28 protein-coding genes are annotated in these 26,374 nt (G+C 64.0%); 14 read left to right on the top strand and 14 right to left on the bottom strand.

Annotated features, from left to right (window positions below; all coding sequences use genetic code 11):
- Position 1: 1 nt before the first annotated feature.
- On the top strand, positions 2 to 493 hold the full coding sequence (locus tag NKI35_RS02950; protein WP_023668483.1) for a F0F1 ATP synthase subunit B: 492 nt from the start codon (positions 2 to 4) through the stop codon (positions 491 to 493).
- A gap of 224 nt (positions 494 to 717) precedes the next feature.
- Here the strand turns inward: NKI35_RS02950 and rnhB are convergent, their stop codons facing one another.
- Both rnhB and NKI35_RS02940 read right to left on the bottom strand, forming a co-directional pair.
- Complete coding sequence (rnhB, locus tag NKI35_RS02945) at positions 718 to 1,413, bottom strand: ribonuclease HII (protein ID WP_352738460.1); 696 nt, start codon at positions 1,411 to 1,413, stop codon at positions 718 to 720.
- 154 nt (positions 1,414 to 1,567) lie between these two features.
- A complete protein-coding gene (locus NKI35_RS02940) occupies positions 1,568 to 2,722 on the bottom strand; it encodes a PA0069 family radical SAM protein (RefSeq protein WP_352738457.1) in 1,155 nt (384 codons plus the stop codon).
- 150 nt (positions 2,723 to 2,872) lie between these two features.
- On the opposite strand from NKI35_RS02940, the gene NKI35_RS02935 reads away from it, so the two are divergent.
- Together NKI35_RS02935 and NKI35_RS02930 are read left to right on the top strand one after the other, a co-directional pair.
- On the top strand, positions 2,873 to 3,376 hold the full coding sequence (locus NKI35_RS02935) for a glycosyltransferase (protein WP_023687105.1): 504 nt from the start codon (positions 2,873 to 2,875) through the stop codon (positions 3,374 to 3,376).
- A gap of 252 nt (positions 3,377 to 3,628) precedes the next feature.
- Positions 3,629 to 4,603: a hypothetical protein gene (locus NKI35_RS02930; RefSeq protein WP_352667571.1), complete on the top strand. Its 975-nt coding sequence runs from the start codon at positions 3,629 to 3,631 to the stop codon at positions 4,601 to 4,603.
- Here the strand turns inward: NKI35_RS02930 and NKI35_RS02925 are convergent.
- The 7 genes from NKI35_RS02925 to NKI35_RS02895 form a co-directional block, all read right to left on the bottom strand.
- On the bottom strand, positions 4,593 to 5,024 hold the full coding sequence (locus NKI35_RS02925) for a GFA family protein (RefSeq protein ID WP_023726393.1): 432 nt from the start codon (positions 5,022 to 5,024) through the stop codon (positions 4,593 to 4,595). The two genes, NKI35_RS02930 and NKI35_RS02925, sit on opposite strands and share 11 nt — an antisense overlap.
- A gap of 124 nt (positions 5,025 to 5,148) precedes the next feature.
- On the bottom strand, positions 5,149 to 5,703 hold the full coding sequence (moaB, locus tag NKI35_RS02920; protein WP_023729313.1) for a molybdenum cofactor biosynthesis protein B: 555 nt from the start codon (positions 5,701 to 5,703) through the stop codon (positions 5,149 to 5,151).
- Positions 5,690 to 6,583 carry a 4-(cytidine 5'-diphospho)-2-C-methyl-D-erythritol kinase gene (locus NKI35_RS02915; protein ID WP_352738453.1) on the bottom strand — a complete coding sequence of 298 codons (894 nt, stop codon included), beginning with the start codon at positions 6,581 to 6,583 and terminating at the stop codon, positions 5,690 to 5,692. Before NKI35_RS02915 ends, moaB begins: the two co-directional genes overlap by 14 nt.
- A gap of 26 nt (positions 6,584 to 6,609) precedes the next feature.
- Positions 6,610 to 6,795 (bottom strand): membrane protein, encoded by a 186-nt coding sequence (locus NKI35_RS02910; RefSeq protein WP_023668475.1) that lies wholly within the window; start codon positions 6,793 to 6,795, stop codon positions 6,610 to 6,612.
- A gap of 72 nt (positions 6,796 to 6,867) precedes the next feature.
- A complete protein-coding gene (locus NKI35_RS02905) occupies positions 6,868 to 7,725 on the bottom strand; it encodes a S49 family peptidase (RefSeq protein ID WP_352738451.1) in 858 nt (285 codons plus the stop codon).
- A 120-nt stretch (positions 7,726 to 7,845) separates the two neighbouring features.
- Complete coding sequence (locus NKI35_RS02900; RefSeq protein ID WP_352738448.1) at positions 7,846 to 8,640, bottom strand: tRNA1(Val) (adenine(37)-N6)-methyltransferase; 795 nt, start codon at positions 8,638 to 8,640, stop codon at positions 7,846 to 7,848.
- Positions 8,640 to 8,864, bottom strand: coding sequence for a putative signal transducing protein (locus NKI35_RS02895; protein WP_023692106.1), 225 nt, complete (start codon positions 8,862 to 8,864; stop codon positions 8,640 to 8,642). The genes NKI35_RS02900 and NKI35_RS02895 overlap by 1 nt, the downstream gene beginning before the upstream one ends.
- 222 nt (positions 8,865 to 9,086) lie before the next feature.
- Between NKI35_RS02895 and NKI35_RS02890 the strand changes: the two genes are divergently transcribed.
- The 5 genes from NKI35_RS02890 (at position 9,087) to NKI35_RS02870 (ending at position 14,197) form a co-directional block, all read left to right on the top strand.
- Complete coding sequence (locus NKI35_RS02890) at positions 9,087 to 10,103, top strand: polyprenyl synthetase family protein (protein WP_023668471.1); 1,017 nt, start codon at positions 9,087 to 9,089, stop codon at positions 10,101 to 10,103.
- Positions 10,104 to 10,190: 87 nt separating this feature from the next.
- Positions 10,191 to 10,859, top strand: coding sequence for a GntR family transcriptional regulator (locus NKI35_RS02885; RefSeq protein ID WP_352738445.1), 669 nt, complete (start codon positions 10,191 to 10,193; stop codon positions 10,857 to 10,859).
- 351 nt (positions 10,860 to 11,210) lie between these two features.
- A complete protein-coding gene (locus NKI35_RS02880) occupies positions 11,211 to 11,807 on the top strand; it encodes a biotin transporter BioY (protein ID WP_352738443.1) in 597 nt (198 codons plus the stop codon).
- Between the two features lie 5 nt (positions 11,808 to 11,812).
- Positions 11,813 to 12,229 carry a DUF1284 domain-containing protein gene (locus NKI35_RS02875; protein ID WP_352537924.1) on the top strand — a complete coding sequence of 139 codons (417 nt, stop codon included), beginning with the start codon at positions 11,813 to 11,815 and terminating at the stop codon, positions 12,227 to 12,229.
- 192 nt (positions 12,230 to 12,421) lie between these two features.
- On the top strand, positions 12,422 to 14,197 hold the full coding sequence (locus NKI35_RS02870; protein ID WP_352738677.1) for a tetratricopeptide repeat protein: 1,776 nt from the start codon (positions 12,422 to 12,424) through the stop codon (positions 14,195 to 14,197).
- A gap of 205 nt (positions 14,198 to 14,402) precedes the next feature.
- Here the strand turns inward: NKI35_RS02870 and NKI35_RS02865 are convergent, their stop codons facing one another.
- The gene (locus tag NKI35_RS02865) at positions 14,403 to 14,864 is read right to left on the bottom strand and encodes a GNAT family N-acetyltransferase (RefSeq protein ID WP_023687114.1); all 462 of its coding nucleotides are present in this window, start codon (positions 14,862 to 14,864) and stop codon (positions 14,403 to 14,405) included.
- A gap of 176 nt (positions 14,865 to 15,040) precedes the next feature.
- Here NKI35_RS02865 and NKI35_RS02860 point away from each other — a divergent pair, with 176 nt between their 5' ends.
- The 3 genes from NKI35_RS02860 (at position 15,041) to glyS (ending at position 19,541) form a co-directional block, all read left to right on the top strand.
- The gene (locus NKI35_RS02860; protein ID WP_023687115.1) at positions 15,041 to 15,985 is read left to right on the top strand and encodes a glycine--tRNA ligase subunit alpha; all 945 of its coding nucleotides are present in this window, start codon (positions 15,041 to 15,043) and stop codon (positions 15,983 to 15,985) included.
- Between the two features lie 397 nt (positions 15,986 to 16,382).
- Complete coding sequence (locus NKI35_RS02855; protein ID WP_023668463.1) at positions 16,383 to 16,784, top strand: endonuclease domain-containing protein; 402 nt, start codon at positions 16,383 to 16,385, stop codon at positions 16,782 to 16,784.
- Positions 16,785 to 17,090: 306 nt separating this feature from the next.
- Positions 17,091 to 19,541, top strand: a complete 2,451-nt coding sequence (gene glyS, locus NKI35_RS02850) for a glycine--tRNA ligase subunit beta (protein ID WP_352738439.1) — start codon at positions 17,091 to 17,093, stop codon at positions 19,539 to 19,541.
- A gap of 76 nt (positions 19,542 to 19,617) precedes the next feature.
- Here the strand turns inward: glyS and NKI35_RS02845 are convergent, their stop codons facing one another.
- Positions 19,618 to 20,007, bottom strand: coding sequence for a hypothetical protein (locus NKI35_RS02845; protein ID WP_023668461.1), 390 nt, complete (start codon positions 20,005 to 20,007; stop codon positions 19,618 to 19,620).
- Between the two features lie 159 nt (positions 20,008 to 20,166).
- Entirely contained in the window at positions 20,167 to 20,619 is a 453-nt protein-coding gene (locus NKI35_RS02840; protein ID WP_352738437.1) for a hypothetical protein, read from the bottom strand.
- Between the two features lie 372 nt (positions 20,620 to 20,991).
- On the opposite strand from NKI35_RS02840, the gene NKI35_RS02835 reads away from it, so the two are divergent.
- From NKI35_RS02835 to NKI35_RS02825, 3 genes are all read left to right on the top strand, one after another.
- A complete protein-coding gene (locus NKI35_RS02835) occupies positions 20,992 to 21,957 on the top strand; it encodes an L-threonylcarbamoyladenylate synthase (protein ID WP_031193423.1) in 966 nt (321 codons plus the stop codon).
- Between the two features lie 18 nt (positions 21,958 to 21,975).
- The gene (locus NKI35_RS02830) at positions 21,976 to 23,406 is read left to right on the top strand and encodes an FAD-binding oxidoreductase (RefSeq protein ID WP_023731336.1); all 1,431 of its coding nucleotides are present in this window, start codon (positions 21,976 to 21,978) and stop codon (positions 23,404 to 23,406) included.
- A gap of 184 nt (positions 23,407 to 23,590) precedes the next feature.
- Positions 23,591 to 24,157: a DUF6101 family protein gene (locus NKI35_RS02825; protein WP_023668457.1), complete on the top strand. Its 567-nt coding sequence runs from the start codon at positions 23,591 to 23,593 to the stop codon at positions 24,155 to 24,157.
- Between the two features lie 267 nt (positions 24,158 to 24,424).
- Here NKI35_RS02825 and ubiA read toward each other — a convergent pair whose 3' ends face one another.
- Together ubiA and NKI35_RS02815 are read right to left on the bottom strand one after the other, a co-directional pair.
- Positions 24,425 to 25,408 (bottom strand): 4-hydroxybenzoate octaprenyltransferase, encoded by a 984-nt coding sequence (ubiA, locus tag NKI35_RS02820; protein ID WP_352738675.1) that lies wholly within the window; start codon positions 25,406 to 25,408, stop codon positions 24,425 to 24,427.
- A 51-nt stretch (positions 25,409 to 25,459) separates the two neighbouring features.
- Positions 25,460 to 26,371: a LysR family transcriptional regulator gene (locus NKI35_RS02815; RefSeq protein WP_023668455.1), complete on the bottom strand. Its 912-nt coding sequence runs from the start codon at positions 26,369 to 26,371 to the stop codon at positions 25,460 to 25,462.
- Between the last annotated feature and the right edge of the window lie 3 nt (positions 26,372 to 26,374).

The following is a 26,374-nucleotide window of genomic DNA, read 5'->3' as shown; positions in this document are numbered from 1 at the left end:
TATGGACGCCACATCTCTCGCAACGCTCTGGGCAACGGTTGCCCTCGTCATTTTCCTCGGCGTTGCCGTTTACATCAAGGTGCCGGGCCTGATCGCCAAGTCGCTCGACGCCCGCGCGACCAAGATCAGCGACGAGCTTGCGGAAGCCCGCCGGTTGCGCGAAGAGGCCCAGCAACTGCTCGGCCAATACCAGAAGAAGCGCAAGGAAGCCGAGCAGGAGGCCGCAGCCATCGTCGCTGCCGCCAAGCGCGAAGCCGACATGCTTGCCGCCGAGGCGCACAAGAAGACCGAAGACTATGTCACCCGCCGCACCGCGCTTGCCGAGCAGAAGATCGGCCAGGCCGAGCGCGAAGCCGTCGCCGAAGTGCGCGCCAGCGCCGTCGACATCGCTGTCGAGGCGGCCCGCACGCTGCTTGCCGGCAAGATCGACGCCAAGGCCGGCGCCGACCTGTTCAAGTCCGCGCTGCAGGACGTGAAGGCCAGGCTGAACTGAGCGGGGTTAACTCGCTGACATCAAGCCGCCCGGGCAACCTGGCGGCTTTTTTGTTGAGCGCGGACAATCTGCCCCCTTGAGGGGGAGATGTCGCCAAAGGCGACAGAGGGGGGCGGTGCGACCGGGCGCGACGCTCTTTCTGCGGCCAGTAAGGGCTAGCGCTTCACGCGCGGCGACCCCCTCTGGCCTGCCGGCCATCTCCCCCTCAAGGGGGGAGATTACCATTACTCCAACCCGGCGAAGCTCTCTTCCTCAACCACCTCAACTCCACCCAGCCTGAACGGCGCGAATGACGCCCGGTGCAGCCTTGCCACCGGACCATGCGCTTCGATCGCGGTGCGGTGCCGCACGGTGGCGTAGCCCATATGGACCTCGAACCCGTAGCGCTCGTGATGGCTGCCGCAGCCGCACATCATGCGGTCGCGCATCACCTTGGCGACGATCGAGGCGGCGGCGATCGATTGCGAGCGCTGGTCGCCCTTGATCAGCGCGCGGCCTTCGCAGAGGAGGCCCGGCGGCACATCGCGGCCATCGGCCAGCGCCAGCTTCGCCTGGATCGGCAGGCCGGCAAGGGCGCGGCGCATGGCTTCCAGGCTGGCCTTGAGGATGTTGCTGCCGTCAATGCCTTCGGCACTGACCGAGGCCATCGACACGCCGAGCGCTGACCCCAGGATTTTCAGGAACAGCGCCTCGCGCTGCAAATGGTTGAGCCGTTTGGAATCGTCTAGCCCTTCAGGAATGTTCGCGGGATCGAGGATCACCGCCGCCGCCACCACCGGCCCGGCCAGCGGACCGCGGCCGGCCTCGTCCATGCCTGCCACCGGCCACAGGCCTTCGGCCATCGCCTTCGTCTCGAAAGAGAAGTCGGGCTTTTCGACGATTTCGAAAAGAAGCGGAGAATCGGAACGCGCGCGAGCCATGTTGCGGCGAGGTTCGCATCGGCTCCGATTCTCCGCAAGTCCCTCCAGGGTCGAGTGGGGCAAGACCGGGAGGGCACCGTCTGCAGGCCGGGGGACAGGCCGGACGGGATTCTTGGGTCGCCTGCCAACCACGAGGGCAGGGCAGGCGCTACTCTCAGAGCAGCATCAGCTGCTCGGTCGCCTTGGCGGCGGCGACAAACTGGTCGGTTCGGAGCGTGCGCCGCTCGGCGTTGAGGCCGAGCCGCTTGGCCGTGATCTCGAAGCGCCGGCCGATCTGCCAGGCATAGGGGCCGGCGCCTTTCATCCGCTTGCCCCATTCCGAATCATAGTCCTTGCCGTCGCGCATCGAACGGATCAGCGACATCACATGCCGGTAGCGGTCGGGATAGTGGCGCAGCAGCCAGTCCTTGAAGATCGGCGCCACCTCGAGCGGCAGGCGCAGGATCACATAGCCGGCCTCGCGGGCGCCTGCGGCGCGTGCCGAATCGAGGATGCGCTCCATCTCCTGGTCGGTCAGGCCGGGAATGATCGGCGCCACCATGACAGAGGCCGGGATGCCGGCATCGGAAAGCTGCCGGATCGCCTCAAGCCGCTTGGTCGGCGTCGACGCGCGTGGCTCCATGGTGCGCGCCAGCATGCGGTCCATCGTTGTCACCGACAGCGCCACCTTGGCCAAGCCCCGTTCGGCCATGCGCGACAAGATGTCGATGTCGCGCGTCACCAGATGGGATTTGGTGACGATGCCGACCGGATGGCCGCGCGCCTCCAGCACTTCGAGGATCTCGCGCATGATCCGGTATTGTTTCTCGATCGGCTGGTAGGGATCGGTGTTGGTGCCGATGGCGATGGTGCGCGGCTGATAGCCATCCTTCGATAGTTCCTTGTCGAGCAGCCGCGCCGCATCCGGCTTGGCAAACAGCTTCGCTTCGAAATCCAGCCCCGGCGACAGGCCCATGAAGGAATGCGTCGGCCGGGCGAAACAATAGACGCAGCCATGCTCGCAGCCGCGATAGGGGTTGATCGAGCGGTCGAAGGAAATGTCGGGCGATTCGTTGCGGGTGATGATGGCGCGCGGCTTCTCAACCTGCACTTCGGTCTTGAACGGCGGCAATTCCTCCAGCGAATTCCAGCCGTCGTCGAACACATGCCGGCTGACCGGCTCGAACCGGCCGGACGGGTTGATGCCCGCGGAACGGCCGCGGTTGCGATCCGGACGGACCCGCATGCCGCTCTGTTCGATCATCGCATTGGCCATCTCGGCTCGCCCTGCTCCGAAAGCAGCAATGTCCGCACGCACGATATGTTCCATTTTGGCCCTTTCCCAAGGACTGTCGGCTGGCTGTCGAATTGCTCTATTCATGAAAATAATCCTATTTCGCTGATGAGAACAAAGCAAGAACTTTTTCGTTGGGCCATGCAAAACTGGCGCTGCGCAGGGCTTTCCGCTATTCGGCTAAAAATGCTCAGCGTTCTCATCGAAACCCGGGATGACGAAGAAGGCCTTGCCCGCACGCTCGCCTCGTTGATCGGCGGCGCGGTCGAGGGCGTGGTGCGCGATGTCATCGTCTGCGACACCGGCTCGACCGACCAGACGCATCGGGTTGCCGATCATGCCGGCTGCCACTTCGTGGCCGGCGGCATTGCCGCGGGAATCAGACAGGCGAAGGGTGACTGGCTGCTGTTTCTGGAACCCGGCGCAAGGCTGGCGGAGGGCTGGATCGACGACGTTGTCGCTCACACGGCGCGGCAAACCATGCCGGCGCGCTTTTGCCGTGCGCGCGGCAGCCGCACGCCGTTCCTGTCACGGGTGTTTTCGGGCAACCGGGCGCTGGCCGAAGGGCTGGTCATCAGCAAGCGCCAGGCCGCTGCCCTGTCGAAGAACGCGCACAGCGCCGAAGCCCTTGCGCGCGGTCTCGCCACCAGGCGGCTCGACGCCGAAATCTGGCTGGCGCCGAAGAAGTGATGTTTCTCCCTTTTCCCGTTCCCAGGGAGAAGGGTGCCCGAAGGGCGGATGAGGGGCAGCGTCGGCGTCTCATCCGCATTGGCACGGTCGCAGCACCATCCCTCTTTTTCGCCGCAAAAAGCTATTGTGCATTGCACAAAAGCTGACGCGGGATTAGCATTCCGTTGATGCGGGATATCGGGGTTTGGGTAGTGCCGGAGCGGTAAGCAAGCGCCGCGTCATCGTTGCTGCCGTTCATATCTGAGGACCCCGATGAACCTTTCGTCCCCTGACAAATCCGGCGCCCCCAGTCTGGAAGCCATTGCCCGCAACGGCAGCCTGCTCCGCCGCATTGCGGTGCGTATCCCGACCTATCTGTCCGACCTGCGCGAAAATCCCGCATGGCTGCCGATGTTCGTGCTTGCCCGCACCATGCCGGCGCGCAAGCTGCACTGGCTTGGCGCCAAAGCCGCGCGCCCCGCGCAGAGTGCCGGAGCGACGATGTTCAGGGGCGTCGACCTCAAGTCGATCGTCGCGGCGCTGCGCACCGATGGGCTGTTCTCCGGACTGGTCCTTCCGCAGGCAATCCACGAAGAGATCGCCAGCTTTGCTCAGAGCACGCCGTGCTTCGGCAATTTCGACCGCCGGCTCGAATTCATGCCCGGAGAACACGCAGAAGCCGAGAAGCGGTTCGGCCGCTCTTTGCTCAGCGGACACTATTTCGAGCGCATCCTCGGCTGCAAGGCGGCACTCGCCATCCAGAACGACCCGCTGCTGCTCGACATCGCCCAGCACTATCTGGGCGGGCAGGCAAAGCTGATCACCACGCGTATCTGGTGGAGCTTTCCGACCGGCGAGGCTTCCGACGCCGACAAGAACCTTGCCTCGCTCGGCAAATATCATTTCGATCTCGACGACTGGCGGATGCTGAAATTCTTCTTCTATCTCAAGCCCTGCGATGCCGGCACCGGCCCGCATGTCTATGTCAAAGGCAGCCACAACAGGCGCAGCCTCAAGCACCAGTTGACGCTGCTGGTCGGCCATCCGGCGCAAGACGTGCTCAAGGTCTATGGCGACGACAGCCCGGTCACGCTGACCGGCGAGGCCGGCCTCGGCTTCGTCGAGGACCCGTTCGGCTTCCACATGGGCACCGTGCCGTCCACCACGCCACGGCTGATGATGGAGGTCGGCTTCGGCGTCTCGCCGCCCTCGCGCCGCCGCTTCCACGGCGAACCGGTCATCCGCTGAGGCCGGAGCGGATCTCGACCGGCATCCAGCGCGCTTGCCGCCGGGCAATGCGACCCTCTTTGTTCTCGGCATCATAGTCCATTGGGACCGGCTCGCGGTTGAACCGCGGCCGGTCATCCAGCGCATTGACGATGACGATCGCTCTCGGTTCGCCGTCGGTGGTCACAGCAGCGACATAGACGCCGCAGTCCCGGCAGATGAGATAATCGGCGGTGCGCAATCCGAACCGGTATCGGTGCAGCCGGGCCTCGTCCTCGACCGCGACGATCAATCGCCCCTGCGGATCGGCGGCGGCGCGTGAGCCATGCCGGACGCAGAAGGCGCATTGGCAGGCGCGGATCTCCATCTCGGACGGCTCAATTCCGGTTTCGAAGGTCAGGTGGATGTTGCCGCAATGGCAGCCGCCGCGGTGCGCGCTCATTGGATCTCTTCCGTCTTGACTTGGCGACAGACTATCCGCCCGACGACCCGGAGGAAATGACCTCTCGAAGGCGCAGCCGCCATTCTGCCTGACAAAGGCAGCACTTGGCCGGCTTTGCCTTGGTTTACGAGGCGGCCTTGCCGCGCCGCAAATGCTCGTCCAGGCGCGGCATGATCTCGACGAAGTTGCAGGGCATGTGGCGGTAGTCGAGCTGCGGTTTCAGGATGCCGTCCCAGGCGTCCTTGCAGGCGCCGGGCGAGCCCGGCAGCACAAAGACGAAGGTGGCGTTGACGACGCCGCCCGTCGCCCGGCTCTGCACTGTCGAGGTGCCGATCTTGTCGTAGGAAATGCGGTGGAACACTTCGGAAAAGCCATCCATGCGCTTCTCGAAGATCGGCTCCAGCGCCTCCGGCGTCACGTCGCGGCCGGTAAAACCGGTGCCGCCGGTGGTGATGACGACATCGATGTCTTCGTCGCGCGACCAGCCCAGCACCTTGTCGCGGATTTTCTCCCGGTCGTCGGTGACGATGTCGCGCGCGGCCAGGACATGGCCGGCCTCGGCGATGCGATCAGCCAGCGTCTGGCCGGATTTGTCGTCGGCAAGGCTGCGCGTATCGGACACCGTCAGCACCGCGATGCGCACCGGGATGAACGGCCGGCTCTCGTCAATTTTGGCCATCGGCCCCCTCCGAAGCGATGCTTCGTGTCGCGGCGACAAACCACTCCGGTTCGCGACTGCGAATCTCGGCGGCGGCGCGCTTGGCGACATTGCCGGTCTCGAACAGCCCGAAGCATGTCGCGCCGGATCCCGACATGCGCGAGAATCCAGATCCGGCCCTGTTCAGCAGGGAAAGCGCTCTGCCGATGGGCGGCTGGATCGCCTGCGCCGCCGGTTCGAGATCGTTGCGGGTGATCTCCAGCCAGTTGCGGACACTGTGGAAGTCAAATGCACGCGGCAGCGGCGGCAATCCCTCATTGTCGCGTTTCTCAAGTGCGTTGAACACATCAGGCGTCGAGACGGCGACGCCGGGATTGACCAGCACCAAAGCGAGCGCCGGAAAATCCGGCACCAGCGACAGCTCGTCGCCGACGCCACGCGCAACCAGCGGTTTTGCCGCAAGACACATCGGCACGTCGGCGCCGAGCGTGAGACCGATCCGCGCCAGTTCGGCCTCGCCGATGTCGAGACCCCAGGTCCGGACAAGACCCTGCAATACCGCCGCCGCGTCGCTCGAGCCGCCGCCGACGCCGGATGCGACCGGCAGGTTCTTTTCCAGCCGGATGGCAACCGGCGGCGTGCTCTGCTGGCCGGCCTGCCTGCGCAGCGCCTCGCGCGCCTTCACCACCAGATTGCTGTCGTCGATCGGCACGGAAGTCGCGTAACGGCCCGATACGGAGAACCGGTCGGCGTCGGCAGGCTCGATCTCGACCCTGTCGCCGAAGCGGGTGAAAACGACCAGGCTCTCGAGCAAATGGTAGCCGTCGGCGCGCTTGCCGGTGACGTGCAGCGCCAGATTTATCTTGGCGGGCGCAAGCCACGTCCGGGCTGCGGCATCCAAACTGTCGGCTGCTGACGGGATGATGCTCAGTCCTTGGCCAGGCGGTATTCGCCGGTCTTGGGATCCTGGACCAGCGTGCCGTTGGTGCCGTTGGCTGCCTGCTTTTCGGTGCGCCGCACCTTGGCGGTCACACGTTCGGCCTCGCGGACGAAGGTGCGGTAGCCGAAATAAGCGGCTGCGCCGACAACTGCGAAGAAAATGATCTGTGGCATTTCAAAGCTCCTCCCTCGCAAGACGGCAAGGCAGACTGTCAAGCCCTCATGCTAGACGCTTTCCCCGCTTTTTCAAAGCCCGAAGCGCGCCCACAATGCGCGCTCTTCCGCCGCATCGATCACGCCGCTTGCGGCGGCGGCGGCAATATCGGGCGCTGAAAAGTTCGAGCCGAACAGGCCGATGCGGCCAAACAGGCCACGCGGCGCGGTGACCAGCCTGAGCTGGGTTTTCGCGCCGAAGCGGGTTTTCAGTACCGTGCGCATGTCGCTCAACGCATCGACGAGGCCAAGCTCCAGCCCTTTCTTGCCGGTCCAGAACAGGCCGGTGAACAGGTCCGGATCGTCCTTCAGCTTGGTGCCACGGCGTTCCCTGACCAGGTCGATGAAGGTCTCGTGCACTTCCAGCTGCAGCGCCTTCAGGCGCTCGACGTCTTCCCTCTTTTCCGGCTTGAACGGGTCGAGCACCGCCTTGTTCTGGCCGGCGGTGTGGACACGGCGCTCGACACCGATCTTCTTCATCAACTCGGGAAAGCCAAACGAGGCCGAGACGACACCAATCGAACCGACGATGGAGGACGGATCGGCAAAGATCTCGTCGCCGGCGACCGCGATCATGTAGCCGCCCGAGGCCGCCACATCCTCGACGAAGACCAGCACCTTTTTGTTCTTCTCGACCGCGAGGTCGCGGATGCGCTTGAAGATCAGCCGCGACTGCACCGGCGAGCCGCCAGGCGAATTGATCGAAATGGCGACGGCGGGCGCATCGAACAGGAACGCCTTTTCGATGAGGGCGGCGGTGGACGCCAAGGACAGGCTCGGCCGGAACGGGCCGCCGCCGGCCATGATGGTGCCATGCAGCCTGATGACGGGAATGGTGATGACGCTGGATCGCCAGGATTTCGGCAGCAGGCGGTTGAAAAGGCGTTTCACGAGGTGGCTGTCTCCAAATGGCTTCAACGCATGTAGGGATTTGCCGGTCAACGGCAATGCTGCAATCCATCTCAGCCAACTGTGTGCCGGTTTTGCGGCAACGACACTGACGGGCCTAAATCAATCGCCAAACAGCGACCCCAGTCCGTTGTTGATCATCTCGGTTCGTTCCGACGGGCCGTCGCCCGTTTGCCCATGCAGCATCAAAGGCGGGCGGATCGACAGCTTGCCGCGCGCGCCGAGCGCTGCCCTGACGACAATGCGGATTGCGGCTGCTTCCGGGCGCGGATGCACGGCCAGCATCTCGGCGTCGCCGAAGCGGCCCGACAGCGCATGGAGGAGGTCGCCAAGCTGTTCCGGCCGCGCAATGACGGCCAGGCCCCCGCGCGGCTTGGCGACGGCAGCCGCACTCCGGATCCAGCTTTCGAACAGCCCCTGTTCCATCACATGCGCCTGCCGCCGCAGCGGATCGGGCGTGGCGCGGTCTTGCGCCGCGTTGAAGGGCGGGTTCATGATGACGAAATCGAAGGAATTGTCGGCAAGGCCGGCTTGCGTCCGCGCCCGGCCCGACAGCGTGACGTCGGCGGTCAGCACCGAGGCGCGATTGCCGAGATGCGCATTGCCGGGATGGGCGAGCGTGGTTGTGGCGAAGCCTGCCATCTCGGTCGACCGTTCGACGAGCACGACCTGCGCCTCTGGGCAGCGCGACAGCACGGCGAGACCCGCCGCACCGGCGCCGGCGCCGAAATCGGCGAGGCGTCCAGAAAAGCCGGATGAAACTGCTGCCGCCAGCATCATGGCATCCATCCCGGCGCGATGCCCTGTCCTGGGCTGGACCAGCCAGAAGCGGCCGCGATGGAAGGCATCCACCGTGTGGGGCGGCGTATCGCTGGTAAGCCCGCTCGCTTCAGCCATTATGTCTGGCGGATTTCGTTCTCGATGCCGGCGTCTTTCAAGATGCGCCGCGCCTGATCGGCCTGGTCGGCATCGACCATCACGCGCTTCTGCAAAAGACCAATCGACCCTTCGAGAATGCTCATGTTCTGGTCGGCGACGAAGCAGGCAATCCCGGCATCGCGCATCAGCGATTCGACAAAGGAGATGATCACGGCATCGTTGGTGCGCACGAGTTCTATCATCGGACGAAGTTCGCAGGTTGCAGCGTTGATGTAAACGCTGGAGCATGGCGCCGAAAAGTGTGGAGCGGTTTTCGGGCAACGGCATGCGGTCGCTAAGGTTGACACGCCGTCACCGCAGCCGCGCCAATTCGCCTCTTGCCGTGCCCGTATGTGCCGCCCTAGAGTCCCAGGCGGGACCAGGGGTGCCGTCGCACGCGTGATCAAAGACGGGAGTGTTTGTTGGTGGGTGTCGTTCTCAACATCGAAAACGGGAAGCGGGAACCCGCCTCCATCAAGGATCTCATCGACCTGACAGCAGCCGATATGGGGCGCGTCAACAAACTGATCCTGTCCAAGGCCGGCTCCGACGTCGAGATGATCCCGGAGGTCGCCAATCATCTGATCTCGTCGGGCGGCAAAAGGCTGCGGCCGATGCTGACGCTCGCGGCGGCCCAGATGTTCGGCTATTCCGGCGAGGGTCACGTCAAGCTCGCCACCGCGGTCGAGTTCATGCACACCGCCACGCTGCTCCATGACGATGTCGTCGACGAGAGCGGCATGCGGCGCGGCAAAAAGACCGCCCGCATGATCTGGGGCAACCAGGCGAGCGTGCTGGTCGGCGATTTCCTGCTCGGCCAGGCTTTTCGCATGATGGTCGATGTCGGTTCGCTGGAAGCGCTCGACATCCTGTCCAGCGCCGCCTCGATCATCGCCGAGGGCGAGGTGATGCAGCTGGCCGCCGCCAAGAACCTGGATACCACCGAGGACGAGCATTTCGCGGTCATCAAGGCCAAGACCGCGGCGCTGTTCTCGGCTGCCGCCGAGGTCGGTCCGGTCATCGCATCGGCGACGCGCAACGATCGCGCCGCATTGCGCTCCTACGGCATGAATCTCGGCCTTGCCTTCCAGCTCATCGACGATGCGCTGGATTACGGCGGCTCCAGCCAGGAGCTGGGCAAGAATGTCGGCGACGATTTCCGCGAAGGCAAGGTGACGCTGCCGGTCATCCTCGCCTACCGGCGCGGCACCAAGGCCGAGCGCACCTTCTGGAAGCGCGCCATCGAGGACAATGTCACCGACGATGCCGGCCTGGAAAAGGCGATCGGTCTGATGACCCGCCATGGCGCCATTGCCGACACCATCGGCCGCGCCCGCCATTTCGGCGAGATCGCCCGCGACGCGCTGGCGCCGCTGGAAGCGACGCCGCAGAAATCGGCGCTGATCGACGTCATCGACTTCTGCATCAGCCGGGTGAACTGACCCGCGCCTGGCGCCAAAGCAAGATTGCACGCAAAATCGGGCAATCACCGCTCGACAATCGGTTGCGGCGCAAATTATCTATAAAATATGGCAAAGACCGCAGACGACACCATCGCCGTGCGCATCAGCAAGGTGCTGGCGGATCGCATCATATCGGGTGCGATCGAACCCGGCGCCCGGCTGCGGCAGGATCACATCGCCGAGGAATTCCAGACCAGCCATGTCCCGGTGCGCGAGGCCTTTCGGCGCCTGGAGGCGCAAGGGCTGGCGGCCAGTGAGCCCAGGCGGGGCGTACGCGTCGCCGCCTTCGACCTCGGCGAAGTCAGGGAAGTCGCCGAAATGCGCGCAGCCCTCGAAGTGCTGGCGCTGCGCCATGCCGCGCCGCATTTGACGGCTTCCATTCTCAATCTTGCCGAAGAAGCCACAAAGGCCGGCGACAAATCCCGCGATGTCCGCTCTTGGGAGGAGGCCAACCGCACCTTCCACCGGCTGATCCTGGCGCCCTGCGGCATGCCGCGGCTCATCGCCACCATCGACGATTTGCACGCCGCAAGCGCCCGCTTCCTGTTCGCCGCATGGCGCTCGGAATGGGAAATCCGCACCGACCAGGATCATCGCGCGATCCTGAGCGCGCTGCGGCAGGGCAACACCGAATCGGCCGCCGCCACGCTTGGCCGGCACGTGCAGTGGATCGGCCAGAAACCAGTCGAGACCGCGTCGGGCAAGATGCGCGAAGCGTTTGCCATCGTCGGGTAGGGACGAAGGGACAAGTCGTCGGATTCCGCGCGTAGCGATCCTTCACACCCCCCTCTGTCCTGCCGGACATCTCCCCGCAAGGGGGAGATCAACAGCTTTGCCGTTGCGTCAGTCCTGCAACGTCGGCCATTGGCGAAAGCAAAGGCGACATCCGATCTCCCCACTTGCGGGGGAGATGGCCGGCAGGCCAGAGGGGGGTGCTGTCCCGCCAGCTTTTCCAAATGTCCTTTATTCGGCACGCAAGCCCAAGCCTTTTTAGGGGCGAGGGTTGCCATTCCCGCGCAAATATGGATTCGATAATAGATCGAACAACAAAATTATCTATAATTCAAACCAGCCAGGGAAGCCGCCATGACCGACATCGCCTTTTCGCCGTCCAAGCCGTCCTTCAGCCCGTTGCGCCTGCAAACCCGCTCGCATAGCTGGCAGGCCGCGGCCGTCGTCCTCGGCACGCTGTTTCTGGCGCTGTTGTCCCAGATCGAGGTGCCGATGGTGCCGGTGCCGGTCACCATGCAGACCTTCGCCGTGACGCTGATCGGCGCGCTCTATGGCTGGCGGCTTGGCGCCATCACCATCGCCGCCTGGCTCGTCGAGGGTGCCGTGGGCTTCCCGGTGCTATCGGGCGGCGCCGCCGGCATCCAGCACTTTGCCGGGCCAACGGGCGGCTATCTCTTCGCCTTCCCGCTTGTCGGCGCGCTTGTCGGCTGGCTGGCCGAACGCGGCTGGAACGGCAGCCGCGTGCTGCTCGCCTTCGCCGCCATGGTCCTCGGCAATCTCGCCTGCCTGGTTCTCGGCACGGCTTGGCTCGCCGCCACGATCGGCCTCGAACAGGCCATCACCTTCGGTTTCCTCCCCTTCCTCATCGGCGGCCTGCTGAAATCGGCGCTCGGCGCCGCGACGCTCAAGCTGTTTTCGGGCAAGGCGGACCCGGCCGCAACCGCGTCCTAAAACCAATGACGGTCAGGCTGCGCTCCCATCATCTTCTTTGCCTGCTGACCTATGTCGGCAAAGGGTACAGCGCAGCATTCGTCGCCAATTATGACGCGATCGCGAAACGTCTTGGCCGGGGCGAGGAGATCCTGATCGTCTCCGGCCCCGACGACATCTGCCAGCCGCTGCTCGGCGAGGCCGAGCCCCACTGTTTGCGCGTAAGCGCCGCCGGCCGGGACGAACTGGCAGCACGCGATGTCGGCAAACTGCTGACCCGGCCGATCCGGGCCGGCGTCCGTCTCAGCCTCGACGCGGCAACGCTTGCCGGCTTGCGCGCGGCCTTTTCAGCCGGTGTGACGCGTGAGGCCTGCCAGGGGTGCGAATGGGCCGGCCTGTGCACCGCTGTGGCAGCAAGCGGATATCGCGATGTCAGGCTGTAGCTCCCAACCCCGATCTGCTATTATCCCGATCCACAGTGTTGTGCGTCGCCATGGTTTGTTAATCGGGTGACCCGATTGTGAATTCGGCCCGGATTGAAGCCTGACCCCAAAAAGGCCATGCTTTGTCAGGAAACATCGAGTCTATGGCTTCTCCGCGCCGACGCGGGATGGCGCTTGGCTGAAAGGGATACGATGCGGCAAGGACGTGCGCGCTGGCTCGCGGGGCTGGCAATTATGGCAGGGATGGCGATTTCTCCGCTGCCTGCCTACGCCAAGGAATCGACCGACCCGGTCAAGATCACCTCCTTCTCGGGCGCCTATCTCGCCGCCCGCATCGCCGAAGGCGACAACGACCTCGACAATGCCATCGCTTATTACAAGCAGGCGCTCGCCTTCAATCCCGGCGACACCTCGCTGCAGCAAAGCCTGATGCTGTCGCTGATCGCGCAAGGCCGCTTCGAGGAATCGCTGGTCTATGCCGACAACCTCAAGGCAGTTCCCGACGTCGAGCGCTTCTCGCGTCTGGCTCTGGCGGTCGATTCCTTCCACAAGAAGGATTTCACCAAGGCGCAGTACTGGCTCAAGCTGTCGCTCGAATCCGATCTCGACCGGCTGATTTCCGGCGTCATGTCCGGCTGGGCACAAGAGGGCGCCGGCGACCCCACCGGGGCGATGGCCTCGATCGACAAACTGCAGGGGCCTGACTGGTTCGGCCTGTTCAAGTCCTTCCACCGCGCGCTGATCGCCGATGCCGCAGGCCTGTCGGACAAGGCCGACGCGCTTTATGACGCGACCCTGACCGACGTCACGGCCGGCGGTGCCGCGCCCGAGACATGGATGCGCAACGCCCAGGCCTACGCGTCTTTCCTGGCGCGCAAGGGCAACAAGAACAAGGCGCTCTACGTGCTCGACAAGGCCGAGGCGTTCGCGCCCGGCAAGCTGGACATCCAGGCGCTTCGCGACAGGATCAGCAAGGGCGACAAGATCGAGCCCTTCGTCGCCAGTCCCTCCGAAGGCGCCGCTGAAATCCTGCTCGACCTCGCCATCGCGCTCAATCGCGGCGGCGGCGAGCCGTTCGTGCGCCTCTATCTGCAATATGCGCTCGCGCTCAAGCCCGACAGCGACGCCGCTTTGGTGCAGCTTGCCGCCGTTGCGGAGCAGCTGAAGGACGGCGAAGGCGCCATTGCGCTCTATAGCCGCATTCCAGCCTCCTCGCCGCTGAAGGAGCTTTCCGACCTGCAGCTCGGCCTCAACCTTGCCGATCTCAACCGTCACGACGAGGCTATCGCCCATCTCAAAGCATTCGTCGAAGCTCACCCCGATGACATGCGCGCCTATCTGGCGCTAGGCGGGGTCTATGCCTCGAAGGAGGATTTCCGCTCCGCCGCCACTCTCTACGACAAGGCGGTCGCGGTGCTGAAGACGCCGACCAATGCCAACTGGAACATCTACTATCAGCGCGGCATCGCCTATGAGCGGCTGAAGGAATGGCCGAAGGCCGAACCGAACTTCCTCAAGGCGCTTGAGCTGTTCCCCGACCAACCGCAGGTGCTGAACTATCTCGGCTATTCCTGGGTCGACATGAACATGAACCTCAAGGAAGGCCTGGCGATGATCCAGAAGGCCGTCGACCTCAGGCCGAGCGACGGCTACATCGTCGATTCGCTTGGCTGGGCCTATTTCCGCATGGGCCGGTTCGACGACGCCGTGCGCGAAATGGAGCGCGCCGTGTCGCTCAAGCCGGAAGATCCGGTGCTCAACGACCATCTCGGCGATGCCTATTGGCGCGTCGGCCGCAAGCTCGAAGCCACTTTCCAGTGGAATCAGGCGCGCGACCTGAAGCCGGATCCCGATGTGCTTGCCATTTTGCAGCAGAAGCTGATGAAGGGCCTGCCGCCGATCGAATCCAACACGGCGCAGGAAACCCCGAAGGTCAAGCCGGCCACCCCGCCAGCGCCGAAGGGGTGATCGGGCCATACTTCTGATGAAACGGGGCTCGCTGAGCCCCGTTTTTTCGGCTTGGCGTCTTAGAGCAATTCCAGGAAAGTGTGCGCGGTTTTCCGTTCGGAATTGCGACAGAAACAAAGAGATAGAGACGCCCTATCGCGATCGTCATTCTATGGCGGAGCAAGGAGCGAAGCGACGCGGCGCAGACCCAGCGTTGGCGCTCATTCTAGAACAGCTTTCGGTAGACGACGAACCCCGAGAGATCGCCGATCTTGTCGTAGAGCTTCATCGCCGTGTGGTTGGTTTCGTGTGTCAGCCAGTAGACGCGGCTGGAGCCTGCGGTTTGCGCCCTGGTATAGACGTCTTCGATCAGTGCCCGGCCGACGCCCTTGCCGCGCGACGCCTCATTGGTGAAGAGATCCTGCAGATAGCAGTTCGGCGAAATCGCCGTCGTGGTGCGGTGGTAGAGATAGTGGACAAGGCCGAGAAGCTTGCCTTCGCTCTCGGCGACCAGCGCATGCATCGGCTCATAGGCATCGAAGAAGCGCGACCATGTCATTGCAGTGATGTCACCGGGCAGGGCGGTCTCGCCCGAGCGGCCGTAAAACGCATTGTAGCCGTCCCACAGCGGCAGCCATTGCTCGTAATCCTCTCGGGTGACGGGGCGTACGGTGAACTGGCCTTGCATGGCTGAACCTTTGTCGTTGAAGCTGGGCGAGCAAACGGCCACCGGCACCGTCCGGCAATGGGCCAGTCCGAAGCAAAGCGTTCAACCTCTCATCAAGGCGGCGATAGGCGCTGCCTTGACGCCTACCGGCCCGGCAACTAGGGAATGGCATCATTTCAGCGCTTTCCGAGGCCGCCGTGACGTCAGACAGTCCAGCCCATATGCATCCCAGCCGCTCGTTCCAGGGGCTGATCCTGACCCTGCACAATTACTGGGCCGCCTATGGCTGCGTCATCCTGCAGCCTTACGACATGGAAGTCGGCGCCGGCACCTTCCATCCGGCCACCACGCTGCGCGCGCTCGGGCCCAAGGGCTGGAACGCCGCCTACGTCCAGCCCTCGCGCCGGCCCAAGGACGGCCGCTACGGCGAAAACCCCAACCGGCTGCAGCATTATTACCAGTACCAGGTGATCCTGAAGCCCAACCCGCCGAACCTGCAGGAACTCTATCTCGGCTCGCTCAAGGCGATCGGCGTCGATCCGTTGCTGCACGACATTCGCTTCGTCGAGGACGACTGGGCAAGCCCGACGCTTGGCGCCTGGGGGCTCGGCTGGGAGTGCTGGTGCGACGGCATGGAAGTGTCGCAGTTCACTTATTTCCAGCAGGTCTGCGGCATCGAATGCGCGCCGGTGGCGGGAGAACTGACCTACGGCCTGGAGCGGCTGGCCATGTATGTGCAGGGCGTCGACAATGTCTACGACCTCAACTTCAATGGCCGAGAAGGCGCCGAAAAAGTCACCTATGGCGATGTCTTCCTGCAGGCCGAGCAGGAATATTCCAGGCACAATTTCGAATATGCCAACACCGCCATGCTGCTCAGGCATTTCGAGGACGCCGAAGCCGAATGCAAGGCGCTGCTCGCGGCCGGCGCCCCGGCTTCGAACGACAATCTGCCGATGCACCGCATGGTCTTCCCGGCCTATGACCAGTGCATCAAGGCCAGCCACGTCTTCAACCTGCTCGACGCGCGCGGCGTGATTTCGGTGACCGAGCGGCAGAGCTACATCCTGCGGGTGCGCAATCTGGCGAAAGCCTGCGGCGAGGCATTTTTGCAGACCCAGGCCGGCGGGCTCGCCGCCTGAGGCTCACTTCATCATTTCGAGGGAAATGTTGATTGGGGCCAACATCGGGCCAGTCGACCCCGCCATGGTCCGCATAGCCTGCCGTACGCCCGGCATCGAGAAGGCGCCATGCACCTGCGCGGCGAAACAGGCGCTGAGCGCGATGATCTGGAGAAGTCTCGATGCCGTTTTCATGGTCGTTCAGCCAATAGGTCCCTGCCTGAGCGTTGGTCGCTTCAGCGCTGCGTTTGGTTCATGGAAATCTTTGATCCAAGGACGGGCGGGCTGGTTGCGGCCCGACAGGGGCGGTCAAAATTTCTGGAAACAGCGGTCAGCCGAGTTGCTATGCCCTCTTACCTCCCCCTAGATGGGGGAGGTCGCCGCGAAGCGGCGGGTGGGGGTGACAGCGCGACGTTCCATGCCAAAACTCGATCGATTCAAGCTGCAGTCTGCGCAAAGGCTTCGCGCGGCGATGACCGACGAGGAACGCATCCTGTGGCGGCATCTGTGGCGCATTCCAGTAGAAGGCACTCATTTTCGCAGGCAGGCGTCGGTAGGCGTTTACTTCCCTGATTTCATCTCCCACCGGCTGAAGCTGATCATTGAGGTGGACGGTGCCCATCACAGCTTCGATGACCAGCAGCACCATGACGAGCGTCGAACGAAATGGTTCGAGAGCCAAGGCTACCGCGTCATTCGCTTCTGGAACCATGAAATCAAAAACGAACTGGATTCCGTGCTCGATACGATCTATGCGGCGGTGGAAGAACGAAAATCACACCTGCGTTTGCGCGATGGTGCCGAAGGTATCGGCGGCTGAGAGGTCGCCACCCCACCCCGGCGCTGCGCGCCGACCCTCCCCATCGAGGGGAGGGTGGGAGCCTGACCATGCCTGATCTGCTTCTAGAACTCCGCTCGGAAGAGATCCCCGCCCAGCCGCGCGTCCGCAGCGCCGGAGGCGCGAGGACGCGCAATCAGGAAGAAGGCATGCGGGTGGAGAAACTCTGATGCCTGATCTTTTGCTAGAACTTCGCTCCGAGGAAATCCCCGCCCGGCCGCGCAACCGCAGCGCCGGAGGCGCGAGGACGCGCAATCAGGGAGAAGGCATGCGGGTGGAGAAACTCTGATGCCGGATTTGTTGCTGGAACTCCGCTCCGAGGAAATTCCCGCCCGCATGCAGCGCAAGGCGGCGGGCGATCTCAGGAAGATGCTGACCGACGGTCTGGTCGAGGCGGGTCTGACCTATGACGCCGCGCGCGAATACTGGACGCCGCGGCGCCTGGCGCTCGATGTCAGGGGCCTGACCGCGCGCTCGAAGGACATCCACGAGGAGATCAAGGGGCCGTCGACGGCGGCGCCGGACCAGGCGGTGCAGGGTTTTCTGCGCAAGGCAGGCCTTGCCTCGGTTGCCGAGGCGCATGTCCATTCCGATCCGAAGAAGGGCGATTTCTACGTCGCCCATATTTCGAAGCCGGGCAGGGCGGCGGAAGAAATCGTCGCCGAACTGGTGCCGGCCATCATCCGCAGCTTCCCGTGGCCGACATCGATGCGCTGGGGGCCGGCTTCGACCAAGCCCGGTTCGCTGCGCTGGGTGCGGCCGCTGCAGACGATCCTGTGCACCTTCGGCCCGGAGACCGAGGAGCCGGTGGTGGTCGATTTCGAGATCGATGGCATCCGCTCGGGCAATATCACCTATGGCCATCGTTTCATGGCGCCGGGTGAAATCACCGTGCGCCGCTTCGACGATTACGTGACCAAGCTGGAAGCGGCCAAGGTCGTGCTCGACGGCGACCGGCGCAAGGAGATCATCCTTGCCGACGCCCGCAACCTCACCTTCGCCAACGGGCTCGATCTGGTCGAGGACGAAGGGCTGCTGGAAGAAGTGTCGGGCCTGGTCGAATGGCCGGTGGTGCTGATGGGCGAATTCGAACAGGCCTTTCTTGCCATTCCGCCCGAGGTGGTCCGGCTGACCATCCGCGCCAACCAGAAATGCTTTGTCACCCGTCCGCAAGGCGACGGCGAAAACCTCTCCAACCGCTTCATCCTCACCGCCAACATCGAGGCGAAGGATGGCGGCAAGGAGATCGCGCACGGCAACGGCAAGGTGGTGCGCGCGCGCCTGTCGGATGCGCTGTACTTCTGGCGCACCGACCAGGGCGATCTGCCCGATCTCGAGCAGCTTGAAGCATCGGCGGAAAAGTTCGGGCTCGATTTGAAAAAACCGCTCGACCAGCGCATGGCTCGCCTCGACCATCTCAACGTCACCTTCCACGCCAAGCTCGGCACGCAAGGCGAGCGGGTAGAGCGGATCAAGCGGCTGGCGCAAGAGATCGCGCCGACAGTGGCGCAGTCCATCTCCCCCCTCGAGGGGGAGATGGCCGGCAGGCCAGAGGGGGTCGCTCCGGCTGCCGCGACGCCGTCCGGTCTCTCGAAGAAAGAGGGAGTTGGCGCTCCACGCGAGACGACCCCCTCTGTCGCCTTCGGCGACATCTCCCCCTCAAGGGGGGAGATTACCGCGCTCGCCGGTCGTGCTGCTGTGCTGGCCAAAGCCGATCTCACGACAGAAGTGGTCGGCGAGTTTCCCGAACTGCAGGGCGCCATGGGGCGCAAATATGCCCTGCTGCAGGGCGAGCATCCGTCGGTCGCAGCGGCTATCGAAGAGCATTACAAGCCGCAAGGCCCGTCCGACCGCGTGCCGACCGATCCCGTGTCGATTGCCGTCGCGCTGGCTGACAAGCTCGACACGTTGGTCGGTTTCTGGGCCATCGATGAAAAGCCGACCGGTTCGAAGGATCCCTATGCGCTGAGAAGGGCGGCTCTGGGGGTGGTCCGACTAATCTTGGAGAATGGAGTCAGATTGAAGCTCTATGCGCCTCTTGCCTCGAAAGCAGGCGCGCTCGCTTCTACATTAATTTCGACCAGGAACATGGACTGGGAAACGGAAAAACGCTGGTTTGAAGGCACCGACATTGATCCAAAGATGACTTTTGCCAAGGAGCTTTTGGCAAAGGGTGCTCGGGAGTTTCCGATGGAAGTACCCGCGTTTGAGAAGATTGGCTCCGACCTCCTCGCCTTCTTCCACGACCGCCTGAAAGTCTATCTCCGCGATCAGGGCGCCCGCCACGATCTCATCGACGCCGTCATCACGCCGCACTCGGATGACCTCCTGCAGATCGTGCGCCGCGTCGAAGCGCTCGGCTACTTCCTCGACACCGAGGACGGCAAGAACCTGCTCGCCGGCACCAAGCGCGCGGCCAACATTCTGGCTGCCGAGGAGAAGAAGAAAACGCGTGTCGCCGCGACTGTTGAGCCGGCGCTGTTTCGCGAGGAGGCCGAGAAATCGCTGTTTGCGGCGGTGAATCAGGCGGAGAGAGAAGCCGGCGAAGCGATTCAAAACGAAGACTTTTCCGCCGCCATGCTGGCGCTTAGCGTGTTGCGTGAACCGGTTGATTCATTCTTTGAACGCGTTCTCGTGAATGATGAGGACCAGGCCGTGCGCGCCAACCGCCTGGCGCTGCTGGCTCGCATCCGCACGGCCACCGATCAGGTCGCGGATTTTTCCAGAATAGCTGGCTAAGGGACGGACAAGCCCGAAGACGGGCGGCGTTCACACGCCGCCCGTCTTGTTTTCAGTCCTCCCGGGGCTGACCCCGTCAGTCCTCCAAAATGCTGACATGCACGCTGTCTGAATAGACGTCGACCTGGATCAGCGGCTCGCCATTGACGATGGCGTTCCGTGTCGAGGAGCTCATCGCGCCACCGCGCTTCAGCATGCGTTCCAGATACGCGCGATCATCGTTGCTGCGGAACCAGTCATCGCCCTGGTCGTCGGCATCGCGCCGGTGGAACTTGTGCCAGTTGGCACGGTCCTGCCGCACCATCTGTGCTGCGCTGCTCAGCTCATAGCCGTCGCTGGCATGGTGGTCGCGATCGGAAATGCGCGCGACGTAGGACCCTAGCTCGTCACCGGCCTGCGCGCCGCCGACACCTATAGGTGACGCCAGCAACAGGCCGGCAATAGTCAAAGATTTCGTCATGTTCATGATAACCCCTCGCTCTCCTAGAACCCGGCGCGCTCATGCCAAACCCGATTGGCGAAATTGGGGCCGCCGCCGCCAAGCCGATCGTGCGCCGGGGCGTCGATCGGCGTCAAGCGGAATGGATCGGCCGACTGTCTTGGCCGACTGTCTTGGCTGAATGGCCTACTCGGCTTTGCCGACGCCCTCGATCGGCTGCTGCGGTGTTGCTGCCGGCTGCGGCGCTGCCGGTTGCGACTCGGGCTTGCCGATCGATGCCGTTGCAGTTCCTGCTGGTGCGGTCTCTGCCGTCGTCTCCGCTGCCGGCGCTGAAGTGCTCGCACTGGCCGGAGCCGGCGCGGCGAAGGCGCGGCCGACGATGCCGCCGCGAATGATCATCGGGTCCTGCCTGGGCTTTTCGGGGATCGCCGCGACCTTTTCATAAGTCACATCGGGCTGGGCATCGCCGAGCGCGACGATCGATGGCGACGAGGCGATCCTGACCGGTTCGGATCCGCCAACCTTGATGACTGATGGCGTCGAGGTCGAGACGCCGAGAAAGACGATCGACGAGGCGTGCGCCCCACCGGTCATCGCCGCCAGGGTGAAACCAAGCGCTCCAAGCACACGCATCGACATCGAAACCGTCCCCTTGCCCGACAAGCCGCCAGCCCTAACCGCAAATAGCCTTAACCCCAGTGGATTGATGCCGGCTTGCAGGGAAACGTAGCATTTTAGGCATTGATAATTCGCCAACGCCGGCTTGCCCGAAAACCACTGCCGTATTAGAGCAATTCCAGGAAAAGTGAGTAGCGGCTTTCCGTCCGGAATTGCGCAAAAACAAATACTTAGAGCGTTTCAGCGAACCGCTGAACCGCTCTAATGCATGTCGCTCAAAAGTGGCCCCGGTTTTGAGAGAACGACATGCATCAAAACAAAGACCTAAAGCGCGTCGCATGAATCCGGTTCAGCGCGACGCGCTTTAGGTCCGGTGCCTGTGAGGTGAAGCGAGTGGCTGAGATACTATCCGTCGGCGAAGCGATGGAGCAGGCGTTGGCGCTGCTCGAGGGCGGCGACGTCGTCGCCATCCCGACGGAGACCGTCTATGGACTGGCCAGCGACGCGACCAATGGCGTCGGCGTCGCCCGCATCTTCGAAGCCAAGGGCCGGCCGCGCTTCAACCCGCTGATCGCCCATGTCGCCGATCTCGCGATGGCCGAGCGCATTGCGATCTTCGACCCGCTTTCGAAGCGGCTGGCCGAGGCGTTCTGGCCGGGGCCGCTGACGCTGGTGCTGCCGCTCCGACCCGGCAACGGCATCCATCCGCTGGTCACCGCCGGGCTCGATACGATCGCGCTGCGCATGCCGAGGGGCTTCGGCGGCGAGCTGATCGCCAGGCTCGGCCGCCCGCTGGCCGCGCCCAGCGCGAACTCTTCGGGCAAGATAAGCGCGACGACAGCGCAAGCCGTGGCGGCCGATCTCGGCGCCAAAATCCGGCTGGTGGTCGATGGCGGCGCCACCCCGGTCGGGCTGGAATCGACCATCGTCAAGGTCGAAGGCAACAGCGTGCGGCTGCTGAGGCCAGGCGGCATCGCTGCCGCCGATATCGAGGCCGTCACCGGCATCAAGCTGCAGCGCGGCGCGACAGCCGGCATCGAGGCACCCGGCATGCTGGCGTCGCATTATGCGCCGAGCGCATCGGTGCGGCTCGATGCACAGAGTGTGGCTGAAGGCGAGGCCTTGCTGGCCTTTGGTGGCGACCGCGCCGAAGGCTGGCAAGCGGCGGCCGCCTTGCGCAACCTGTCCGCGTCAGGCGATTTGCGCGAAGCCGCAAGCAATCTGTTCGCGTATTTGCAGGAACTCGACCGCAGCGGTGCGGCGACGATCGCCGTCGAGCCGATCCCGTTCGATGGGCTCGGCGAGGCGATCAACGATCGGCTGTTTCGTGCCGCTGCCCCCCGTGACAAGCTCGACTGAGCGCCATAGTTTGCGCCCATGAACGACTCCCCCTTCGATCTCGACCCCACCCTCATCGACCGCTTCGCGGCAATCGCCGGCGACAAATACGCGCTGCGCGACCAGGCCGATATTGCGCCGTATCTTACCGAGCGGCGCGGTCTGTGGCATGGCAGGACCGCCTTGGTGCTGCGTCCCGGCAGCGTCGACGAGGTGAGCCGTATCATGCGGTTGGCGAGCGAGACGGGAACGCCGGTCGTGCCGCAAAGCGGCAACACCGGGCTGGTCGGCGCCCAGGTGCCTGACGCATCCGGCCGCGAGATCGTGCTTTCTTTGTCGCGGCTGAACCGCATTCGCGAGATCGACGTCTTCTCCAACACGGTAACAGTCGAGGCCGGCGTTATCCTGCAGACGCTGCAGGAAGCGGCCGATGCCACCGACCGGCTGTTTCCGCTGTCGCTCGCCGCGCAAGGGTCCTGCCAGATCGGCGGCAATCTCTCGTCCAATGCCGGCGGCACCGGCGTGCTTGCCTATGGCAATGCGCGCGAACTCTGCCTCGGCGTCGAAGTGGTGCTGCCGACCGGCGAGGTCTTCGACGATCTGCGCAAATTGAAGAAGGACAACACCGGCTACGATCTGAAGAACCTGTTCGTCGGCGCCGAAGGCACGCTCGGCATCATCACCGCAGCGGTGCTGAAACTGTTTCCCAAGCCCAAGGGGCGCGAAGTGGCCTTTGCCGGCCTGTCGTCGCCGGAAGCAGCGCTTTCGCTGTTCAGCCTGGCGATGGACCGGGCAGGGGCGGCACTCACCGCCTTCGAGCTGATCGGCCGGCGTCCGTATGATTTCACGCTGCGCCATGCGCAGGGCGTCACGCGGCCGCTGGCGCAGGATTGGCCATGGTATGTGTTGATGCAGGTGTCGTCGGGCCGTTCGGCCGAGGACGCCAGGGGGCTGATCGAAGAAGTGCTGTCGGCAGGCCTCCAGCAAGGCATCGTCGGCGACGCGGTGATCGCGGCCAGCCTGGCGCAGGGCGACGCGTTCTGGAACTTCCGCGAGGTGCTGCCGGATTCGCAAAAGCCCGAAGGTGCTTCGATCAAGCATGATATTTCGGTGCCGGTGGCATCCATCCCGGCGTTTATCGAAAAGGCGGCCGGTGCAGTGGCTTCGGTCAGTCCGCAGGCGCGCGTGGTCTGCTTCGGTCATATGGGCGACGGCAATCTGCACTACAACATCTCCCGGCCGGAGGGCGGTGACGACGAAGCGTTTCTCGGCCTCTACCACGCCATGAACCATGCCGTGCACGATGTCGTGCGCTCCTTCCACGGTTCGATCTCGGCCGAGCATGGCATCGGCCAGTTGAAGCGCGACGAACTGATCGCCACCGCGCCGCCAATGGCGATCGAACTGATGCGCCGGGTGAAGGCCGTCTTCGATCCGGCCGGCATCATGAATCCCGGTAAGGTTATCTGATCCTTTCAACATTTTGTGGCTGGTCTCATTCCGATAACCATCGCCTGAGATCAGCAAAATTTAACTGACTTTCTTAAGCCGCGCGGCAGAAGCTCGCGCTAATGTTTCACACAACGAGGCCGGGAAAACTGGCCCGGTGGGATCCGTGAAAGCGGCTCTCAGGAGAAACACAGGAAGGCAGCAGATGAACAGTGTATTGAAGCCCGTCTGGGCCGGGCGCAACATGCGCCTCGACCCATTCCGCCTGCCGCAAGTGGTGAGCTATGCCACGCGCGACGACTATGGCGACGTTACCTTCACCATCGACCAGCGCGGCGCCGTCATCCGCCGCACGCTCGAGATGAGCGGCGTGCCGGCGATCATCGCGCTGCCCGCCAACGCGTTTCGCGGCGTCGCCGCCCGCGCGATGGAGGATGCGCAAGGCAATGTCACGGTAACCCTCGAACTCCTGCACAACGACCCGATGCTGTCGGTGCCGCTGCTGGTGGCCGACGATCTCGACGACGTCGCCGCCGACTGGCGCGCCTGGGCCGATGCTTACCGGCTGCAGATGCTGCTGATCGAATCCGACGGCATTGCCCGCACGCTTGAGGAATCGCTCGGCGCCGCCATCAAGGCGCTGCCGGCCAAGGATCGCCGCAAGGGCCGGGTCTCGACCACGCGCCGCCCGCGCTTCCTCGCCCGCCGCAGGGCCGGCAATCTCGGGCTGAGACTGGTGATCGACGGCCAGGAGATTATTTCGAGAGAGTAGCTTGACCGGCGATTGGCGAAACCGCCGACGACAGCCTTCTTCTCCCCGTCACTATACGGGGGTTGAGGAGCGGTCCGCGTAGCGGACGAAAAGCCAATTGCTTGGCTTTTCGAGTGACGAACGCCCGGCAGGGCGATGAGGGGCGGCGCTGACCGAGGCATTTCTCGCAATATCGCCGCTGTGCATCTCACCTCAACTGCAAAGATGGGCGCTGCCCTCATCCGGCTGCCGCCACCTTCTCCCCGTGTAGTGACGGGGAGAAGGTGATTAAACCAGCGGCTTTAGCGCTACCCACAGCGCACCGCCGATCAGGCCGATGAAGATCAACCAGCCGACCTGGTTGTTGGATTTGAACAGCCGCAGGCACTGATCGGGATCGTCGATATCCAGAACCGCTATCTGCCGCGCCATATGGGCGCCGGCGGCGATCAGCCCGGCCAGCGCCACCACAGGCGCCTGCGCCGAGGCGAAGGCGATGGCGAAGCAGACCAGCGTGCCGCCATAAAGCCCGACCAGCCAGGTCTTGGTGTTGTCGCCGAACAGCCGCGCCGTCGAGCGCACGCCGACAATGGCGTCGTCTTCCTTGTCCTGATGCGCGTAGATAGTGTCGTAGCCGATCACCCACAGGATTGAGCCGATATAGAGCATGACGGCCGGGCCATCGAGATCGCCGAACTCCACCGCCCAGCCCATCAGCGCACCCCAGGAGAAGGCGAGCCCGAGCACCAATTGCGGCCAGTTGGTGAAGCGCTTCATGAAGGGATAGACGGCAACGATGACCAGCGAGACGATGCCGAGCGGAATGGCGAAGTCGTTGAACTGCAGCAGCACGACGAGGCCCAGCAAGGCCTGGATGACCAGGAACGCCCAGGCTTGGCGGCGCGTCACCTTGCCGGCCGGCAATGGCCGCGAGCGCGTGCGCTCGACCTTGTTGTCGATGTCCTGGTCGACAATGTCGTTATAGGTGCAGCCGGCGCCACGCATGGCGACGGCGCCGACAAAGAACAGGAACAGGAACCACGGCGACGGCAGCAATGTGAGCAACGGGTCGCTTGCGCGCGGATAGGCGCTGGCCGCAAGCGCTGCCGACCACCAGCAGGGCCACAGCAGCAATTGCCAGCCGATCGGCCGGTCCCAGCGCGCAAGCTGCGCGTAAGGCCACAGCCAGCGCGGCAATATCTTGTAGACCCAATGGCCGCTCGGCGCGTCGGCGACGCGGCCCTGTGCGGCTTTCGACTGGATGGTTTCCATCGTGCTGGAGTGGCAGCAGCGGCGTGCCCCGTCAAGCGGCCGCATTGTCGCTCAGGCGGTGAAAATATCGTGGCTGGCAAACCATTCCTTCGCCACCTCCGTGAAGGCCAGCGCCGCCTTCGACAGCCTTTGCCTTGTGTCATGGGTGAGGATGATGCGCTGCATCGGCAGCGGATCGGACAGCGGCTTGCAGACCAGCGGCAGCCCGTCATAACTCCTGTCGCCATAAGGCCTGGTGTAGCTCACCGCGACGCCGAAGCCGTTGGCGACCATGCTGCGCTGCAGTTCGAACGAACTCGCCGTCGATTGCGAGACCGGCGACAGGCCGCGGCTGAGGAACAGGTCCAGCATATGCTGCCAGCTGTGCGGCTGGTCGGTGGTGATCAAGGGATGGGTCGCCAGCTCCGCCAGGCTGACGCTCGCCTGGCTGGCCAGTGCGTGGCCTTGCGGCAGAAGCGCGTGTGGCCGCAACTCATGCAGCAGGATGCGGGCGAAGTGCGAGGGCAGGCCGAGATCGTAGGTCAGGCCGAGATCGATTGCCGCATCGCCGAGCCGCCGGCCCAGCGTCTCGAAGGTCTCGTCGCGGACCACCACGGTGACCGCCGGGCAGCGTTGCGAAAAAGCGCGGATCAGCGCCGGCGCGAAATAAGGCGCCAGATCCTCGAAACAGCCGAGCACAAGTTCGCCCCCGACATCGGCGTCGCGCGTCCCGAGCCCAACCAGTTCGTCCGCTTCGGCCAGCACCTGCTTTGCCTTCGCCACCGCGCTGCGGCCGAACGAGGTCAGCGCGATGCCGCTGCCGCGCTGGCGCACGAACAGTTTCTGGCCGAGCGTCGCTTCGACATTGTCGATCGCCACCGAGATCGAGGGCTGCGAGACGTTCAGCATCCGCGCGGCCGCGGTGACGCTGCCATGCCGTGCGACGGCGACGAGGTAACGCAGCTGGGTGAGGGTCAGATTCATAGT

It is taken from the genome of Mesorhizobium sp. M0676, assembly GCF_040320535.1.
Taxonomy (GTDB): domain Bacteria; phylum Pseudomonadota; class Alphaproteobacteria; order Rhizobiales; family Rhizobiaceae; genus Mesorhizobium.
Note: the sequence above shows the minus strand (reverse complement) of the source record. Positions and strands in the feature narration are given on the sequence as shown.